This window comes from Chitinophagales bacterium, assembly GCA_020636495.1.
Classification (GTDB): domain Bacteria; phylum Bacteroidota; class Bacteroidia; order Chitinophagales; family Chitinophagaceae; genus UBA5543.
The window spans coordinates 1,898,230-1,913,584 of the sequence record JACJXQ010000008.1 but is presented as its reverse complement, the minus strand read 5'-3'; the positions used below and the strand labels follow the sequence as shown (position 1 = coordinate 1,913,584).

Annotated in this window: 25 protein-coding genes; 3 read left to right on the top strand and 22 right to left on the bottom strand. The window is 44.9% G+C overall.

All coding sequences use genetic code 11. The features are described 5' to 3' along the window. Window positions 1-23: 23 nt before the first annotated feature. On the top strand, window positions 24-368 hold the full coding sequence (locus H6550_08310; protein ID MCB9046130.1) for a carboxymuconolactone decarboxylase family protein: 345 nt from the start codon (window positions 24-26) through the stop codon (window positions 366-368). Here H6550_08310 and bshA read toward each other — a convergent pair. Continuing rightward, on the bottom strand, window positions 365-1,567 hold the full coding sequence (gene bshA / locus H6550_08305; GenBank protein ID MCB9046129.1) for an N-acetyl-alpha-D-glucosaminyl L-malate synthase BshA: 1,203 nt from the start codon (window positions 1,565-1,567) through the stop codon (window positions 365-367). The genes H6550_08310 and bshA overlap by 4 nt on opposite strands. Window positions 1,568-1,597: 30 nt before the next feature. Further along, window positions 1,598-1,921: a hypothetical protein gene (locus tag H6550_08300; GenBank protein ID MCB9046128.1), complete on the bottom strand. Its 324-nt coding sequence runs from the start codon at window positions 1,919-1,921 to the stop codon at window positions 1,598-1,600. 91 nt (window positions 1,922-2,012) lie between these two features. Between H6550_08300 and H6550_08295 the strand changes: the two genes are divergently transcribed. Together H6550_08295 and H6550_08290 are read left to right on the top strand one after the other, a co-directional pair. Next, on the top strand, window positions 2,013-3,377 hold the full coding sequence (locus H6550_08295) for a M20/M25/M40 family metallo-hydrolase (protein ID MCB9046127.1): 1,365 nt from the start codon (window positions 2,013-2,015) through the stop codon (window positions 3,375-3,377). Beyond that, window positions 3,377-4,498 carry an ABC transporter permease gene (locus tag H6550_08290; protein ID MCB9046126.1) on the top strand — a complete coding sequence of 374 codons (1,122 nt, stop codon included), beginning with the start codon at window positions 3,377-3,379 and terminating at the stop codon, window positions 4,496-4,498. Before H6550_08295 ends, H6550_08290 begins: the two co-directional genes overlap by 1 nt. Before the next feature lie 351 nt (window positions 4,499-4,849). Here the strand turns inward: H6550_08290 and map are convergent, their stop codons facing one another. The 20 genes from map to rplW all read right to left on the bottom strand — a co-directional run bounded on the left by map (window position 4,850) and on the right by rplW (window position 15,343). Further along, on the bottom strand, window positions 4,850-5,683 hold the full coding sequence (gene map / locus H6550_08285) for a type I methionyl aminopeptidase (GenBank protein MCB9046125.1): 834 nt from the start codon (window positions 5,681-5,683) through the stop codon (window positions 4,850-4,852). 6 nt (window positions 5,684-5,689) lie between these two features. Further along, window positions 5,690-7,042 (bottom strand): preprotein translocase subunit SecY, encoded by a 1,353-nt coding sequence (gene secY, locus H6550_08280; GenBank protein MCB9046124.1) that lies wholly within the window; start codon window positions 7,040-7,042, stop codon window positions 5,690-5,692. A gap of 85 nt (window positions 7,043-7,127) precedes the next feature. Next, window positions 7,128-7,574, bottom strand: a complete 447-nt coding sequence (gene rplO / locus H6550_08275) for a 50S ribosomal protein L15 (GenBank protein ID MCB9046123.1) — start codon at window positions 7,572-7,574, stop codon at window positions 7,128-7,130. Window positions 7,575-7,635: 61 nt separating this feature from the next. Further along, window positions 7,636-7,818, bottom strand: coding sequence for a 50S ribosomal protein L30 (gene rpmD, locus H6550_08270; protein MCB9046122.1), 183 nt, complete (start codon window positions 7,816-7,818; stop codon window positions 7,636-7,638). Window positions 7,819-7,868: 50 nt separating this feature from the next. Further along, window positions 7,869-8,387, bottom strand: coding sequence for a 30S ribosomal protein S5 (rpsE, locus tag H6550_08265; GenBank protein ID MCB9046121.1), 519 nt, complete (start codon window positions 8,385-8,387; stop codon window positions 7,869-7,871). A 35-nt stretch (window positions 8,388-8,422) separates the two neighbouring features. Beyond that, on the bottom strand, window positions 8,423-8,782 hold the full coding sequence (rplR, locus tag H6550_08260; GenBank protein MCB9046120.1) for a 50S ribosomal protein L18: 360 nt from the start codon (window positions 8,780-8,782) through the stop codon (window positions 8,423-8,425). A 113-nt stretch (window positions 8,783-8,895) separates the two neighbouring features. After that, a complete protein-coding gene (gene rplF / locus H6550_08255) occupies window positions 8,896-9,450 on the bottom strand; it encodes a 50S ribosomal protein L6 (GenBank protein MCB9046119.1) in 555 nt (184 codons plus the stop codon). Window positions 9,451-9,537: 87 nt separating this feature from the next. Further along, window positions 9,538-9,936 (bottom strand): 30S ribosomal protein S8, encoded by a 399-nt coding sequence (gene rpsH / locus H6550_08250; GenBank protein MCB9046118.1) that lies wholly within the window; start codon window positions 9,934-9,936, stop codon window positions 9,538-9,540. Between the two features lie 85 nt (window positions 9,937-10,021). Beyond that, window positions 10,022-10,291 (bottom strand): 30S ribosomal protein S14, encoded by a 270-nt coding sequence (gene rpsN / locus H6550_08245; protein MCB9046117.1) that lies wholly within the window; start codon window positions 10,289-10,291, stop codon window positions 10,022-10,024. A gap of 18 nt (window positions 10,292-10,309) precedes the next feature. Continuing rightward, the gene (rplE, locus tag H6550_08240) at window positions 10,310-10,891 is read right to left on the bottom strand and encodes a 50S ribosomal protein L5 (protein ID MCB9046116.1); all 582 of its coding nucleotides are present in this window, start codon (window positions 10,889-10,891) and stop codon (window positions 10,310-10,312) included. After that, window positions 10,891-11,229 (bottom strand): 50S ribosomal protein L24, encoded by a 339-nt coding sequence (rplX, locus tag H6550_08235; GenBank protein ID MCB9046115.1) that lies wholly within the window; start codon window positions 11,227-11,229, stop codon window positions 10,891-10,893. The genes rplE and rplX overlap by 1 nt, the downstream gene beginning before the upstream one ends. Window positions 11,230-11,293: 64 nt before the next feature. Beyond that, window positions 11,294-11,662: a 50S ribosomal protein L14 gene (gene rplN / locus H6550_08230; GenBank protein MCB9046114.1), complete on the bottom strand. Its 369-nt coding sequence runs from the start codon at window positions 11,660-11,662 to the stop codon at window positions 11,294-11,296. Window positions 11,663-11,673: 11 nt separating this feature from the next. Further along, window positions 11,674-11,940, bottom strand: a complete 267-nt coding sequence (rpsQ, locus tag H6550_08225) for a 30S ribosomal protein S17 (protein MCB9046113.1) — start codon at window positions 11,938-11,940, stop codon at window positions 11,674-11,676. 12 nt (window positions 11,941-11,952) lie between these two features. Continuing rightward, entirely contained in the window at window positions 11,953-12,165 is a 213-nt protein-coding gene (rpmC, locus tag H6550_08220) for a 50S ribosomal protein L29 (protein ID MCB9046112.1), read from the bottom strand. Between the two features lie 38 nt (window positions 12,166-12,203). Further along, window positions 12,204-12,626 carry a 50S ribosomal protein L16 gene (gene rplP, locus H6550_08215; protein ID MCB9046111.1) on the bottom strand — a complete coding sequence of 141 codons (423 nt, stop codon included), beginning with the start codon at window positions 12,624-12,626 and terminating at the stop codon, window positions 12,204-12,206. A 39-nt stretch (window positions 12,627-12,665) separates the two neighbouring features. Beyond that, window positions 12,666-13,433 carry a 30S ribosomal protein S3 gene (gene rpsC / locus H6550_08210; GenBank protein ID MCB9046110.1) on the bottom strand — a complete coding sequence of 256 codons (768 nt, stop codon included), beginning with the start codon at window positions 13,431-13,433 and terminating at the stop codon, window positions 12,666-12,668. Between the two features lie 28 nt (window positions 13,434-13,461). Then, window positions 13,462-13,851: a 50S ribosomal protein L22 gene (rplV, locus tag H6550_08205; GenBank protein ID MCB9046109.1), complete on the bottom strand. Its 390-nt coding sequence runs from the start codon at window positions 13,849-13,851 to the stop codon at window positions 13,462-13,464. A gap of 56 nt (window positions 13,852-13,907) precedes the next feature. Next, window positions 13,908-14,174, bottom strand: a complete 267-nt coding sequence (rpsS, locus tag H6550_08200; GenBank protein MCB9046108.1) for a 30S ribosomal protein S19 — start codon at window positions 14,172-14,174, stop codon at window positions 13,908-13,910. A gap of 21 nt (window positions 14,175-14,195) precedes the next feature. Continuing rightward, on the bottom strand, window positions 14,196-15,026 hold the full coding sequence (gene rplB / locus H6550_08195; protein ID MCB9046107.1) for a 50S ribosomal protein L2: 831 nt from the start codon (window positions 15,024-15,026) through the stop codon (window positions 14,196-14,198). A 20-nt stretch (window positions 15,027-15,046) separates the two neighbouring features. Further along, window positions 15,047-15,343, bottom strand: coding sequence for a 50S ribosomal protein L23 (rplW, locus tag H6550_08190; protein MCB9046106.1), 297 nt, complete (start codon window positions 15,341-15,343; stop codon window positions 15,047-15,049). Window positions 15,344-15,355 lie beyond the last annotated feature (12 nt).

The window sequence follows — 15,355 nt, the reverse complement described above, 5'->3', positions numbered from 1 at the left end:
TGACAGCTAAAAGCTAAAAAGAGATGAATAAGCAGGTACAGGAATTCAACGAATATCGCAGCAAAATGAACGAGGTTATACTGGGTAAAAAGAACCTAGTCATCAACCGTTTATTCAACCTGGACACTAATACTTATGCAGAGGGAGCTTTACCTGTAAAGACCAAAGAGATGCTGGGCCTTGTTGCCAGTATGGTGCTACGTTGCGACGACTGTATAAAATATCACCTGGAAAAATGTCATGAACAGGGAGTGACCACAGACGAAGTATATGAAGTATTTGCCGTAGCCAACATTGTAGGAGGCACTATAGTAATACCACACACACGCCGTGGCGCTGAATACTGGGAAGCACTGCAGGAAGGTTAGGCTTCCTCTTCTGTCACCTCAGCTTCCTCATCATCCGTCTTCCTGTTCAGAGGTTTGCGGTCCGGGTGACTTGCATTGAACTCTTTTACCACATCTTCGTACAACTGTTCGTATATCGGCACTATTCGTCCTTTTTCAAACCCACGCGCATGAAGTGCGGCAGCATTCTTGTAACTGGCCAGTGTGGCATCGTCTCCGAGAATATGTATAGCGTGTTCCGACATGCTCATGATATCCCCTACTTCACACAGTGCTCCGGTCTTATCGTGCACATTGATCTCGGGCAATCCACCTGCATTGGTTGAAATAACCGGCACTCCGCATGCCATTGCCTCCAGTGCCGACAAACCAAAACTTTCGTACTGAGATGTAAGAAGGAACAGGTCTGAAATACTCAATATCTCATCCATCTGATCTTGCTTACCCAGGAAGCGGATATCTTTAAATATGCGCAATGTACGAGCCAGTTCCTCGGCATGTTGTCTTTCAGGCCCATCGCCCACCATCAGCAGTTTCGCCGGTATTTTCTCGCGAACACGCTCAAAGACACGTATCACATCGTCCACGCGCTTCACCTTACGAAAGTTGGAGGCATGTACCAATATGCGTTCGCCATTGGGTGCCACCATCTTCTTAAAATGTTCCTTGTCCGACTGGCGGAAACGTTCAGTATCCACAAAATTGGGAATAACGACAATGTCTTTCTCTATCTCAAAAGAGCGATAGGTTTCTTCCCTCAAATTGTCAGATACGGCCGTTATAGCAGAAGACTCGTTGATGGAGAATGTAACAACCGGTTCATAGGTAGCATCTTTACCCACAAGCGTAATATCCGTTCCATGCAGCGTTGTGATATAAGGTATATCAGCGTTGGTCTTTTTCAATATCTGCATAGCGAAATAGGCAGCGGAAGCATGTGGTATGGCATAATGTATATGCAGCAGATCCAGCTTATTGTTATTCACCACATTTACCAACGTGCTGCTTAATGCAGACTCATAAGGTGGATAGTCAAACAAAGGATACTTAGGCACGGAGACCTCGTGGTAGCAGATATTAGGATGGAAATGCAACCTTACAGGCTGTTGGTACGAAATAAAATGTATTTCGTGGCCCTTTAGTGACAAAGCCATACCTAACTCTGTAGCCAATACTCCACTACCACCAAAAGTGGGATAACACACTATTCCTATCTTCATATACTTGCTTCTTTATAACAGATGACCGGTCTACATTTTGGCGTGAGCCAATACATAAGCCCTGACTTTGTCAGATTGTGGCTTATCCAGGTTAGCCTTCTGGCTCATCCTTGGTAATATCTTTTCCCACTTATCAACTGTATGCGTTTCGGGCTCTTTTATTGCATGACATTTGCCACAATGGCCCTGAAAAATGGTCATACCTTCCTGCATTTGTGCTTCGGTAAAATTTTTCTTTACGTCAGCTACGATCTCTTCAGGAGATTTTGTGTTAGAAGCGGTTTTCTTAGAGCTACAACGAGCCATAAGTACGGATAAAGCAACAATAGTTAAAAGGGTTACAAACCTGTTCATAAAAGGATCATTTGTTAGTAAATGTAAACATTTGCACAAATCTATGGCATTATTAAAGTAAAATCATTACCCTGTTTTTTATATTTACGTAATGAGGCGATTATTATTATCTATTTCGGCTGCAATATGTATCAGCCAGGCATTTGCGCAGGACTCCCTGGTACTACAAAAGATCAGTGATAACATCATGTTGCACGGCCAATGCTACGACAACCTGCGTGTGCTCTGCAAAGATGTGGGACATCGCCTGAGTGGCAGCCCTGAAGCTGAAAAAGCAGTAGCCTGGGGCGAAAAAGCTATGGAAGCAGCCGGTGCTGATAAGGTTTGGTTACAGCCTGTAGACGTTCCTTACTGGGTAAGGGGTAAAGAAAGCCTGAAACTCAAATTCAGCAACAGCGATACGTACATAGAAGTGCCGATGTTATCACTGGGTAATGCTGTTGGCACTAATGGTAAAGTACTGGAAGCAGAGGTTATCATCGCCAATAGCTTTGAAGAGTTTGAACGCATACCTGCTAAAGACGTTAAAGGCAAGATCGTATTCTTCAACTATCGTTTCAGGCAAGACTTCATACATACTTTCAACGGATATGGAGATGCAGGCCCCTACCGTTGGAAAGGCCCTAGTATAGCATCTGCCAAGGGAGCCAGCGGTATCATCATACGCTCAGTCTCTACCGGCGTAGATGACTTCCCTCATACCGGTGCCATGCACTATGCCGATTCAGTTAAACCGATTCCTGCGGTAGCTATCGGCAATACCTCAGCCGATATGCTGGAACAACAGTTCAAAAAAGGGCCTGTAACCGCACAGATAACTGCTGAATGCAGAATGATAGGCACCGCAAAATCCTATAACGTCATAGGTGAAATAACAGGAACTGTTTACCCCAACAAAGTAATTGTTGTTGGCGGACACCTGGACTCCTGGGACGTAGGCGACGGTGCACATGATGACGGTGCAGGCTGCGTACAATCAATCGAGGTGATAAGAACGCTTAAGGCACTGAACATTCAACCACGATACACGGTAAGAGCCGTACTATTCATGAATGAAGAGAACGGCCTTAAAGGTGGCCTGGCTTACAACGACTCATCAATGGCCCACAAAGAAGAGCATATACTAGCCATAGAGTCAGATGCCGGTGGCTTTTCGCCCAGAGGTTTCGGACTGGCAATGGATGAATCGAAACGCAAACAGATACAGGCTTACCGCAAACTATTCCTGCCCTATGGCGTGTACGACTTTGACCATAGTGAAGGTGGTGCCGACATCTCTTATTTGCAGAAACGCGGTATACCTTGCGCGGGACTGCTGCCCGACCCTCAGCGTTATTTCGACCTGCACCATACCAATAATGATGTATTTGAACAGGTGAACCACAGGGAGCTGAAACTGGGTGCCGTTGCCCTTACCGACCTCGTGTACTTAGTAAGCCAATACGGATTGAAATAATGAACGATGTCAACCCCAATACCCGATGGCGGCATAAGTTGCTGCGCAAGCCCTCTGTTGTGGTGGCGCTGGGTATCATCGGGCTGACCACTATTATTGCCATATTTGCCTACCAGTTTGCCCCGGATGATACACCATATGCCAATCATATGATAGTAGAACTGGGTGCCAAAGAACCGGGGTTCACCACACAGTTATTGTATGTTCCCAAGACAACTGTACCAGCAAAGGGGGGCCTCCTTTCCCGAATATTCAGCGGCACGCCATCAGCCTTCAATACAGTTCCCATAAACAGTTATGCACTTCGTGACGATGAACTGTTGGTGACCCACTATATAGATGATGATATACAGGACACCATTATCTATCCTATAAGCTCCCTTGCAGTTGATAAGACCGCCGGCATTGCAGAACAACGACAATACGTGCAGGATAAACTGATAAAACAGAAAACCTTCTATTTAGGTACAGACAGGTATGGCAGGGATATCCTCTCCCGGTTGCTGATAGGGGCAAGGGTGAGCCTCTCTGTGGGCTTTATCGCCGTTCTGCTGTCCATCACGATAGGCATCTTTTTAGGCTCGCTTGCGGGGTATTATGGCGGCATTACAGACAACCTGGTGATGTGGTTCATTAACATCCTCTGGGCGATACCTACCCTGTTGCTCGTATTTGCCATCACACTGACCATAGGCAAGGGATTCTGGCAGATATTCATTGCCATAGGGCTGACCATGTGGGTGAGTGCCGCCAGGCTGATACGCGGGCAGGCGATGGCACTGAAAGAAATGGAATACATCACCGCAGCAAAAGCACTCGGACTGAGTGATGGCCGTATCATCTACAGGCATATACTGCCCAATATTGCCGGGCCTATCATGGTGATAGCAGCCAGTAATTTTGCTACCGCTATACTCATAGAAGCAGGCCTCAGCTTCCTGGGCATCGGTGTGCAACCTCCTACTCCGTCGTGGGGACTAATGATAAAGGAGCACTACAACTTCCTGCTCACCAACAGGCCTTTACTGGCCATTATACCCGGACTGGCGATTATGCTGCTGGTATATGCCTTCAACATACTGGGTAATGCCCTGAGGGATGTGCTGGATGTTCGCGGATAGCTGTTATACATACAACATATCATCATGCCAATATACTCAGATATCAAAAGCTGTTGTTTTGTATCGTTTTGTATCGTTTTTTCCTGTTTTTTTCGGGGTATATTCATTTTACGAAACAGTTAAAGCAATTATGCATATATAACTTCACAGTTAAGCCGCATCGCACAGTAAATCGCTATGAGTAATTTGTTTCCTTTTGTTTCCTGAAAAAAGAAAAAAATTCCATTGTGAAGGATCACTATAAGTCAAAGAGCTATGATCTTTCACATTGAAAGAACCATGCAAATATACGTAAATTTGTTATTATAAACAACTAACAATAAACCCCGCTAATTGCGGGGTTTAAATATTTTACGACATGATCACCTTTTTCAGGTGCCCGGTATTCAGTTCCGGGTTAGCCTTTTCGGCTTCTTCTATCGGGCCGAAGTCAGAGAGGTTATCACCCTTTTCTTTACCTACAGCCGTAGTATGTTCGTAGTGCACAGATACTTTCTTGTCTTTGGTTGTAATGGTCCAGCCATCATCCTCGGTAACTACCTTATGCGTACCCAGGTTGATCATAGGCTCTATAGCCAGCACCATACCCACCTTCAGGCGTTTACCATCGCCACGGCGGCCGTAGTTAGGCACCTGGGGGTCTTCGTGCAGGTTGCGCCCTACTCCGTGCCCTACCAGCTCGCGCACAACACCATAACCATGTTTTTTTGAGGTATAATCCTCAATAGTATAAGATATATCGCCAACACGGTTGCCTTCTTTAGCCTGCTCTATACCCAGCATCAGTGCCTCTTTGGTCACACGCATCAGTTGCAGGTACTCATCTTTTACTTCACCAATAGCAAAAGTATAGGCATGATCGCCATGGTAACCATCGCGATAAAAACCACAGTCAACGGATATTATGTCTCCTTCTTTAACCACGTATTTCGATGGGAAACCATGTACTACCTGCTCGTTGACAGATATACAAAGGCTGGCCGGGAAAGGCGAATATTTAGGTCCGTAACCCTTAAAAGAAGGCGTGCCGCCATGGTCCCTGATGAAAGTTTCCGCCATAGCATCAATAGACTCTGTAGTGATGCCCGGCTTTAAAAACTTTGCCACCTCGGTTAAGGTGGCAGTTACCATTAAGGCGTTTTTTCTTATGATCTCGATCTCTTCTGTACTTCTTATGTGTATCATGATCTGTTATACAGATGCTCCGGCTGCAGCCTGGCGTCCGGATATACGTCCGGTCTTCATCAGGCCATCGTACCTGCGCATCAGCAAATGACTTTCTATTTGTTGTAAAGTATCCAATATAACACCCACACCTATCAGCATAGAAGTACCACCGTAGAACGATGCGAAACCACTGGTAACACCCAGTAAGGCTGCAATACCCGGCAATACACCGGCCATAGCCAGGAATACAGAACCCGGTAATGTGATACGGTCCATGATAGTTGCGATGTAGTTGGCTGTAGGCTCTCCCGGCTTAACTCCCGGTATGAAACTGTTGTTACGTTTCAGATTATCAGCCATTTCAGTAGGGTTGAATATCAAAGCCGTATAGAAATATGTGAATGCGATAACCAGTATAGCATACAGTACGTTATATGGCAGAGATGTATAGTCAGACAGTGACCTTACAAAACCCTGTGCTGTTTCGTTATCAGTAAAGCTGATAAGAGTAGCGGGAATGAACATGATAGCCTGTGCGAATATGATAGGCATTACACCCGCAGAGTTCACTTTCAAAGGAATGAAATCGCGTGAACCGCCCGCTATTTCGCGTGCTGCATTGCTGCTGCCTATTACGCGACGTGCATAGTTCAGAGGTATCTTACGAACACCCTGTGTCAGCAGTATCAGACCAACGATCACTGCGATAAAGAATGCCATTTCTATCAGGAATATCAGCAGGCCACCACCGCCGCCCAGGTTCTTGGCAGAGAACTCCTGCACCAGCGATGCCGGGAGACGGGCGAAGATACCCACCATGATAAGCAGGGAAACACCATTACCAATACCACGGTCTGTGATCTTTTCACCCAGCCACATTACAAACAATGTACCGGCAGTTAATACGATAACCGTAGATAACCAGAACAGGAATGTACCGAACTCAGGTAAGATAGCAGAGCCGCTTTGTGCACGCAGGTAAGCAACATAAGCACTTGCCTGGAATGCTGTAACGATAACCGTAAGATACCTTGTGTATTGGTTTACCTTACGGCGTCCGCTTTCTTCCTTCTGCAGTTTTGATATCTGGGGTATAACGATACCTGCCAGCTGCATGAAGATAGAAGCAGAGATATAGGGCATAACACCCAAAGCAAATATGGATGCACGGCTGAAAGAACCACCTGCAAACATGTTGAACAGGCCTAAAAGACCTTGCTGGCTACCTTCAAGGGCCAGTACTTGAGGATTGATACCGGGTAATACTACGTAGCTGCCTACACGATAGACAAGGATAAGTGCCAGAGTATATACAATACGCTTACGGAGCTCGTCGATACTCCAGATGTTTTTAAGCGTGTCTATTAGTTTCTTCACAGGGACTATTGTTAATCAAATATGAAATGCGAATAAACGATAAAAGACGCATTTTACCAAATGCGTCTGTTTATCCGGAAATTTGTTACAGCAACTCTACAGTGCCGCCTGCTGCCTCAATAGCTTCTTTAGCTTTTGCGCTTATCGCATTCACTTTGAAAGCTACTTTTGACTTCAGTTCACCATTACCTAATATCTTCACCAGATCGGTACGGTTGGTCAAGCCATTTACATAAAGATTATCAAGAGAGAACTCCTGCAGTCCGTATTTTTCTACAAGGAAATCAATATCGCCCAGGTTAAATACTTTGTACTCTACCCTGTTCATATTTTTGAAACCACGCTTAGGCATACGACGCTGAATAGGCATCTGACCACCTTCGTGACCTATTTTAGACTGATAACCGGTACGAGCCTGCTGGCCCTTGTTACCTTTACCGGCTGTAACGCCAGAACCACTACCTTCACCACGACCAACACGCCTGTTTTTCTTTACTGATCCTTCTGCAGGCTTTAAATTGTGTAATTGCATTTTGAAACGATTTTTGAACTTGCGCGGAATGTGAAACCGCTCGCAGTTATATTAACAAATACTATTTTACTTCTTCCACTTTTACCAGGTGGCTTACGGTTCTTACCATACCCAAAACCTGGGGAGTACCTTCTACTTCCACTGTAGCGTGCATTTTACGCAGACCCAAAGCGAACAAAGTACGCTTTTGGTTCTCAGGGCGGTCGATGCCACTCTTTATTTGTGTTACTTTAATTTTAGCCATGACGCTAGTATTATTCAAATTAGTTAATATTCAATTGTCTATACAGGTTATTACCCGTTGAACACCTTCTTCAGGCTTATGTTGCGGTCTTTAGCCACACGCACAGGCTCGCGCAGTTGCTCCAGTGCAGAGAAAGTAGCTTTTACCACGTTGTGCGGGTTAGCAGAACCCAGGTTCTTGGTCAGTACGTCGGTAATACCGGCAGACTCCAGTACAGCCCTCATGCTACCACCAGCGATAACACCGGTACCGTGAGCGGCAGGCTTTATCAACACCTTAGCAGCACCCTCTTTGGCAAACTGTACGTGAGGGATAGTACCATGCAGAACCGGTATCTTGATCAGGTTCTTCTTGGCATCGTCTATACCTTTTGTAATTGCTTCCTGTACCTCTTTGGCTTTACCTAAACCATGACCTACAACACCAGCGCCATTACCAACAACAACCAGTGCAGAGAAACTGAATGCGCGACCACCTTTGGTTGTTTTTACAACACGGTTGATAGCTACCACTTTCTCCTGCAGTTCCAGGTCTCCGGCTTTAACTCGACTTAAATTTACTTTTGACATCAGTTACTTTATAGAAATAAGTTCGATAATAATTTTTAGAATTTCAGGCCACCTTCGCGTGCACCGTCTGCAACAGACTTAACACGGCCATGATATAAATAACCACCGCGATCGAATACGCATTTTTCGATGCCCAGCGCCAGTGCTTTTTGAGCAACAGACTTACCTACCATAGCTGATTTCTCAACTTTGTTACCTTTTTGAGCTGCGATATCTTTCTCGCGTGAATTTGCTGAAGCAAGTGTTGTACCTGTAGCGTCATCTATGAGTTGTACATAGATGTCTTTGTTGCTGCGGAATACGGACATACGAGGTTTTGTGGCGGTGCCTACAACCCTTGCACGTATACGCCAACGTAATTTCTGGCGGCGAACTACTTTTTTATCAAGTGCCATTTTATTTACATTTTACGGGCTTCCCGATGTTATACGAGAGCTACCGAGGTTTGTTAATTATTAGTATTCAAAAAAGCTTCCGCCCGGTATACCAGGCGGAAACCAATCAGTTATTATTTACCAGCTGCTTTACCTGCTTTGCGGCGAACCACCTCATCAGAGTAACGAACACCTTTTCCTTTGTAAGGCTCAGGCTTACGCAGGCTGCGTATCTTGGCAGCAACTTGTCCTAACAGTTGTTTGTCAATAGACTCAAGAGTGATCCTTGGAGGGATACCTTTTTCCATCTTAGCATCAGCTTTGATCTCTTTTGGCAGATCGAAGATGATGTTGTGAGAATAACCTAAAGACATATCAAGTGTCTGTCCCTGAACAGAAGCACGGAAACCCACACCCACCAGGTCAAGCTCTTTCTTAAATCCTTCAGTTACACCGGTTACCATGTTGGCTATCAACGCACGGCTCAGGCCATGTATCGCGCGGTGGCGGATCTGGTCTGTTGGGCGCTTAACCAGCAATTCAGTGTCATTGATCTCAACGGTGAGGTCGCGATCGATGTTCTCTTTCAACTCGCCTTTAGGTCCTTTTACAGTTACGGTGTTATCCTTGCCCACTGTAATGGTTACACCTTTCGGGATTGAAATTATACTTCTACCTATACGTGACATAGTATCTATGTATTTATTGTTGTTAAAGAAGCGAACCGGTCAGCCTTGTATAGGCACGGCTTAATGTATCCGCCTCTGTGAATATTATTAATAAATTGCTGCCATAACCTCGCCGCCTATCTTATTAGCGCGAGCTTCTTTATCAGTCATTACACCTTTCGATGTAGAAACGATGGCTATACCCAGTCCGCTCATTACACGAGGAAGCTCATTTGGCTTCTTGTACTGGCGCAAACCCGGACGGCTCACCCTTTCCAATGATTTGATCGCAGGTTCTTTTGTTTCCGGATGATATTTCAGGGCTATTTTGATAATACCTTGTTTGTTATCATCTTCAAATTTGTATTTCAGGATATACCCTTTATCGTAAAGGATCTCTGTAATACGCTTTTTCACATTTGATGCAGGGATCTCCACGATGCGGTGACGAGCCATCTGGCCGTTACGGATGCGGGTTAAATAGTCTGCTATCGGATCTGTTACCATTTTAATTTAAAAGTTTGTAAAGTAAATAATTGTGATTGGTTTCGCCTGGGGCTACCCTACTACGCGACCTCTCCACGTTTCATCATTACCAGCTGGCTTTACGTACACCCGGTATTTTACCATCAAGCGCCATGTCGCGGAAAATGTTACGACAGATACCGAAGTGGCGCATATAGCCTTTCGGACGGCCTGTTAACTGGCAACGATTCTTAAGACGTACCGGAGATGCGTTCTTTGGAAGTTTATCCAAAGCTTCATAGTCGCCGGCGGCTTTAAGAGCTGCACGCTTTTCAGCGTACTTTGCTACCATTTTCTCGCGTTTGCGTTGACGGGCTTTTATTGATTCTCTTGCCATTTATCTAAAATATTACTATTAGTTAGTTGCTTCTTTTTTCGCTGCATTTTTGAACGGCAGGCCTAACTCTTTCAGCAATTCGTATGCTTCTTCGTTAGTGTTTGCTGTCGTAACAAAAGTCAGGTCCATACCACTGATGCGGTTTACTTTGTCGATGTCTATCTCAGGATAGATGATCTGCTCTGTAATACCCATTGTGTAGTTACCGCGGCCATCGAACGATTTGTCGTTGATACCTTTGAAGTCACGTACACGTGGCAGGGTTACTGCGATGAAACGATCCAGGAATTCAAACATGGTAGTACCACGCAGCGTAACACGGCAGCCAATAGGCATGTTCTTACGCAGTTTGAAGTTCGAGATATCTTTCTTAGACAATGTAGGTACTGCTTTCTGACCTGTCACCAGTGTCATTTCACCTATTGCATCGTCTATCAGTTTTTTATCAGACACAGAGCCTTTAACACCCTGGTTGAGACATATTTTTACCAGGCGCGGGCATTGCATAACAGATGTGTAACCAAACTTCTTCATCAAAGCCGGCACTACTACATCTTTATAGTGCTTGCGCAGGCGCGGATTGTATACTGCTGTTTCCATTATTTAATTACCTCCCCTGATTTTTTAGAAATACGAACAAAACTTCCTTCTGTGCGCTCGCGCTTGATACGTACAGGAGCCTTTGCCTTTGCATCCCACAACATAACGTTAGAGATGTGTATAGGCGCCTCCTGCTTAACGATACCACCCTGCGGGTTTTGCGCATCAGGCTTGTTGTGCTTGGTTATGATGTTGACACCTTCCACCAAAACACGACTCTTCTGTGGATACACAGCCAGCACTTTGCGTGCTTTAGTGCGGTCCTTATCATTGCCGGCTATAACGACAACGTTATCGCCTTTCTTGATGTTAAACTTTGGTTTAAATCTGTTTTTCACAATACTTATGAATTAGTGTTGATCTTATACATCCGTAAAACGGGCTGCAAAGGTACAACTTATTTTATAATACTTCGGGTGCCAGAGAAACTATTTTCATATACCCTTTATCGCGCAGCTCACGGGCTACTGGTCCGAATATACGGGTACCGCGAGGCTCGTCAGAGTTATTCAGCAGTACTACCGCGTTATCATCAAAGTTGATATATGAACCATCTTTACGACGGAGCTTCTTCTTGGTACGTACGATAACCGCTTTAGATACCGTACCTTTCTTCATAGCGCCACCGGGTAAAGAATCTTTAACCGTAACCACTATTTTGTCGCCTACGCCGGCATAGTCCTGGCCGGAGTTACCCAGCACACGGATACACAGTACCTGCTTTGCTCCACTGTTATCGGCTACATTTAGCCTGGATTCTTGTTGTATCATCTAATAAAAGATTACTTAGCTTTTTCAATTATTTCTACCAGGCGCCAGCGTTTGGTTTTACTCAAAGGGCGCGTCTCCATAATGCGCACAGTATCGCCTATACCGGCAGTACCGTTTTCGTCATGCGCATGGAATTTGTTCGTTTTCTTTACGAACTTACCGTATATCGGGTGTTTCACCTTACGCTCAACAGTAACAGTAATGGTTTTATCCATTTTGTCGCTGAAGACGATACCTATACGGCTTTTCCTTCTTTTTCTTTCAGTCGTTGTTGACATATCAAAATTTTATTAAAAACCTAATACCCTTCTGCGTTGTTCCGTTTTCAAACGGGCTATTGTGCGACGCATAGAGCGGATAGATAGCGGATTCTCAATCGGGTTAACAGCGTGGCTGAACTTGGTCCTCTTCAGTTGCAACTGCTCCTCAGAGATCCTGTTGGTCAGTGCCTGGTCGTCCAGCGAACGCAAATCGTCAACTTTCGATTTTTTTGCCTTTGCCATTGTTTATTTATTTAAAATAGTTTGTACCTGGTTTAATATTAAGCACCTGCGTAATCCCTGCGCACCACGAATTTTGTTTTGATAGGCAGTTTCTGCGCTGCCAGTGCCAGTGCTTCCTGAGCTAATTGCTGAGGTACACCGTCAATTTCAAACATGATACGTCCGGGTTTTACAACTGCTGCCCAATATTCAAGGCTACCCTTACCTTTACCCATACGTACCTCTGCAGGTTTTTTGGTTATTGGTTTGTCAGGGAATATGCGGATCCATACATTACCCTCACGTTTCATGTGACGGGTCATTGTCTGACGCGCTGCCTCTATCTGGCGGTTGGTTATCCATTTAGGCTCCAATGCCTTAAGACCGAAAGAACCAAACGCTATAGTAGCGCCACGCTGTGCGTTTCCTTTGATCCTCCCTTTATGGGCTTTCCTGTGTTTTACTTTCTTTGGCTGTAACATTGTTACAATATATTTTATATACTATCCTACAATTTATTATTAACGACGACCACCGCGTCCACCGCCTCTGCGGTCTCCGCCACCTCTGCGGTCGCCACCACCACGTGGTGCATCACCACCCTGCGGGCCGCCACGACGGTCAGAACCGGCAGAGAAGTTAGGATTCAGGTCGCGCTTACCCAGTACTTCACCTTTACAGATCCATACTTTGATACCTATTTTACCATATACAGTACTTGCGAAGTAAGAACTGTAATCGATATCCATACGGAAAGTGTGCAATGGTGTACGGCCTTGTTTGAACTCTTCAGAACGAGCGATCTCAGCACCATTCAAACGTCCGCCCACTTTTATTTTGATACCCTCTGCACCCATGCGCATAGCTGTAGAGATGGCCATTTTGATAGCCCTTTTATAGCTCACACGGCTTTCCAGCTGGCGTGCAATAGTTTCTGCAACGATCTGGGCATCCAGTTCAGGACGACGGATCTCCATAATGTTGATCTGAACGTCATCTTTACCTGTCAGTTTTTTCAGCTCTTCTTTGATACGATCAACTTCAGAACCGCCTTTACCTATTATTATACCAGGCTTTGAAGTGTGTATGGTTACGATCAGTTTGCCTAACGTACGCTCAATTACGATGCGTGAAATACCGCCTTTGTTGATACGTGCGTTCAGGTAAGTGCGGATCTTATGATCCTCAACCAGCCTGTCGGCGAAATCTTTTTTAGCGCCATACCACATAGAGTCCCATCCGCGGATGATACCCAACCTGTTACCTATAGGATTCGCTTTTTGACCCATTCCTTAATTATTATTAGTTGAATGTTTATTATTCAGTTTCTTGATTAGTTGTTTCAGCTAATGAAGCAGCCACAGTGTTCCTACTGTCTACTACAATAGTTACGTGGTTGCTGCGCTTGCGTACACGGTATGCACGGCCCTGGGGGGCGGGTTGCATACGTTTGATAACGCGGGCGCCATCAACCATGATGGTCTTCACATACAAATTCGCATCAGCAACATCTACACCTTCGTTTTTGTTGCCCCAGTTAGCGATAGCGCTAACGAGCAGTTTCTCCAGAGGTACTGATGGGTGCTTTGTACTGAATTTCAAAGTATTCAAAGCTTTTTCTACATCCATACCACGGATCAGGTCTGCCAGCAGACGCATTTTGCGAGGCGATGTAGGATAGTTCCGTAAACGAGCTACAGCTTCCATTGTTCTTTTTTTATTAGTGGCCCACCAGAAGATGAGACCGGATGTTATTTTATATATTATTTACTACCACTATGGCTTTTGAAGTTGCGTGTTGGTGCAAATTCTCCAAGCTTGTGACCTACCATGTACTCTGTTACATATACCGGTATGAACTTGTTACCGTTGTGTACTGCGAATGTATGACCAACAAAGTCTGGCGTTATTGTAGAACGGCGGCTCCAGGTCTTAACAACACCTTTTTTTGCACTACCGTCGTTTATAGCAAGAACCTTGCGCTCCAGCTTATAATCTACATAAGGTCCTTTTTTTATCGAACGAGCCATATTATACTATTACTTTAAGTATTATAATTTTTTACCGTTTTTGCGCTGAATAATTAACTTATCAGAGCCTTTTTGTTTACGTGTCTTCTCACCTTTGGCGTATTTACCGGTACGGCTACGTGGGTGACCACCTGAAGCCCTACCTTCACCACCACCCATCGGGTGATCTACAGGGTTCATCGCAACACCACGGGTGCGTGGGCGGATACCTTTCCAACGGTTGCGGCCGGCTTTACCCATACTTTGCAGAGCGTGGTCGCTATTAGAAACGGTACCAACTGTAGCCATGCAAGTACCCAGTACTTTGCGCAGCTCACCACTTGGCATTTTCAGTACACAATATTTTTCTTCTTTCGCGCTCAGCTGTGCGTAAGTACCTGCACTACGAGCTATTGATGCGCCTTTACCAGGTTGCAGTTCGATGTTGTGAACTACGGTACCCAAAGGCATGTTTTTCAGCAATAATGCGTTACCTACTTCAGGAGCTACACTCTCACCGCTTACAACAGTAGCACCTACTTCCAGTCCCTGGGGAGCGATGATGTAACGTTTTTCACCATCTGCATACGAAAGCAGTGCGATGAATGCGGTACGGTTCGGATCGTATTCGATGGTCTTTACCGTTGCAGGAACGTCTTTTTTGTTACGTTTAAAGTCGATAACACGATACATGGTTTTGTTACCACCACCTATGTAGCGCATGTTACGACGGCCTGATGAGTTACGTCCGCCTGTTTTGTTGTTAACTTCCAACAAGCTTTTTTCAGGTACGTTTGTAGTAACCTCTGCGTATGCGTTACCAATTCTCCAGCGAGTACCGGCTGTTGTTGGTTTATATTTACGTAATGCCATTTCTCTTTTTCTTTATAACCTTAGATTGAGAATAAGTCGATAGTATCACCTTCTACCAGGGTTACTACTGCTTTTTTATACGATGACTTAACACCTTTCAATAAACCCGCCTTGGTAAAGCGGCTTTTGTTTTTGCCCGGAACAACTATAGTATTCACATTGTCCACTTTCACTCCGTAAAACTCCTCTACAGCTTTCTTCACTTCCAGCTTATTGGCCCTCTTATCCACTACAAAAGTGTAGCGGCCGGATTTTTCTATCTGGTTATTCACCTTTTCGGTGATAACAGGCCTTACCAATATATCAGCAGGTTTCATTTTATAATGATT

Excerpts from the sequence above, each read along its gene's own strand:
- H6550_08290 (MCB9046126.1), top strand. The coding sequence starts at position 3,377 with ATGAACGATGTCAACCCCAATACCCGATGGCGGCATAAGTTGCTGCGC.
- rplW (MCB9046106.1), bottom strand. The coding sequence starts at position 15,343 with ATGAAACCTGCTGATATATTGGTAAGGCCTGTTATCACCGAAAAGGTG.
- rpmD (MCB9046122.1), bottom strand. The coding sequence starts at position 7,818 with ATGGCTAAAATTAAAGTAACACAAATAAAGAGTGGCATCGACCGCCCT.
- rpsQ (MCB9046113.1), bottom strand. The coding sequence starts at position 11,940 with ATGTCAACAACGACTGAAAGAAAAAGAAGGAAAAGCCGTATAGGTATC.
- rplV (MCB9046109.1), bottom strand. The coding sequence starts at position 13,851 with ATGGAAGCTGTAGCTCGTTTACGGAACTATCCTACATCGCCTCGCAAA.
- rpsC (MCB9046110.1), bottom strand. The coding sequence starts at position 13,433 with ATGGGTCAAAAAGCGAATCCTATAGGTAACAGGTTGGGTATCATCCGC.
- rpmC (MCB9046112.1), bottom strand. The coding sequence starts at position 12,165 with ATGGCAAAGGCAAAAAAATCGAAAGTTGACGATTTGCGTTCGCTGGAC.
- rplB (MCB9046107.1), bottom strand. The coding sequence starts at position 15,026 with ATGGCATTACGTAAATATAAACCAACAACAGCCGGTACTCGCTGGAGA.
- rpsS (MCB9046108.1), bottom strand. The coding sequence starts at position 14,174 with ATGGCTCGTTCGATAAAAAAAGGACCTTATGTAGATTATAAGCTGGAG.
- map (MCB9046125.1), bottom strand. The coding sequence starts at position 5,683 with ATGATACACATAAGAAGTACAGAAGAGATCGAGATCATAAGAAAAAAC.
- rpsH (MCB9046118.1), bottom strand. The coding sequence starts at position 9,936 with ATGGTAACAGATCCGATAGCAGACTATTTAACCCGCATCCGTAACGGC.
- rplO (MCB9046123.1), bottom strand. The coding sequence starts at position 7,574 with ATGCAATTACACAATTTAAAGCCTGCAGAAGGATCAGTAAAGAAAAAC.
- H6550_08300 (MCB9046128.1), bottom strand. The coding sequence starts at position 1,921 with ATGAACAGGTTTGTAACCCTTTTAACTATTGTTGCTTTATCCGTACTT.
- H6550_08310 (MCB9046130.1), top strand. The coding sequence starts at position 24 with ATGAATAAGCAGGTACAGGAATTCAACGAATATCGCAGCAAAATGAAC.
- rplN (MCB9046114.1), bottom strand. The coding sequence starts at position 11,662 with ATGATACAACAAGAATCCAGGCTAAATGTAGCCGATAACAGTGGAGCA.
- rpsE (MCB9046121.1), bottom strand. The coding sequence starts at position 8,387 with ATGTCAAAAGTAAATTTAAGTCGAGTTAAAGCCGGAGACCTGGAACTG.
- rpsN (MCB9046117.1), bottom strand. The coding sequence starts at position 10,291 with ATGGCAAGAGAATCAATAAAAGCCCGTCAACGCAAACGCGAGAAAATG.
- rplP (MCB9046111.1), bottom strand. The coding sequence starts at position 12,626 with ATGTTACAGCCAAAGAAAGTAAAACACAGGAAAGCCCATAAAGGGAGG.
- rplF (MCB9046119.1), bottom strand. The coding sequence starts at position 9,450 with ATGTCACGTATAGGTAGAAGTATAATTTCAATCCCGAAAGGTGTAACC.
- H6550_08295 (MCB9046127.1), top strand. The coding sequence starts at position 2,013 with ATGAGGCGATTATTATTATCTATTTCGGCTGCAATATGTATCAGCCAG.
- rplR (MCB9046120.1), bottom strand. The coding sequence starts at position 8,782 with ATGGCACTTGATAAAAAAGTAGTTCGCCGCCAGAAATTACGTTGGCGT.
- bshA (MCB9046129.1), bottom strand. The coding sequence starts at position 1,567 with ATGAAGATAGGAATAGTGTGTTATCCCACTTTTGGTGGTAGTGGAGTA.
- rplE (MCB9046116.1), bottom strand. The coding sequence starts at position 10,891 with ATGGAAACAGCAGTATACAATCCGCGCCTGCGCAAGCACTATAAAGAT.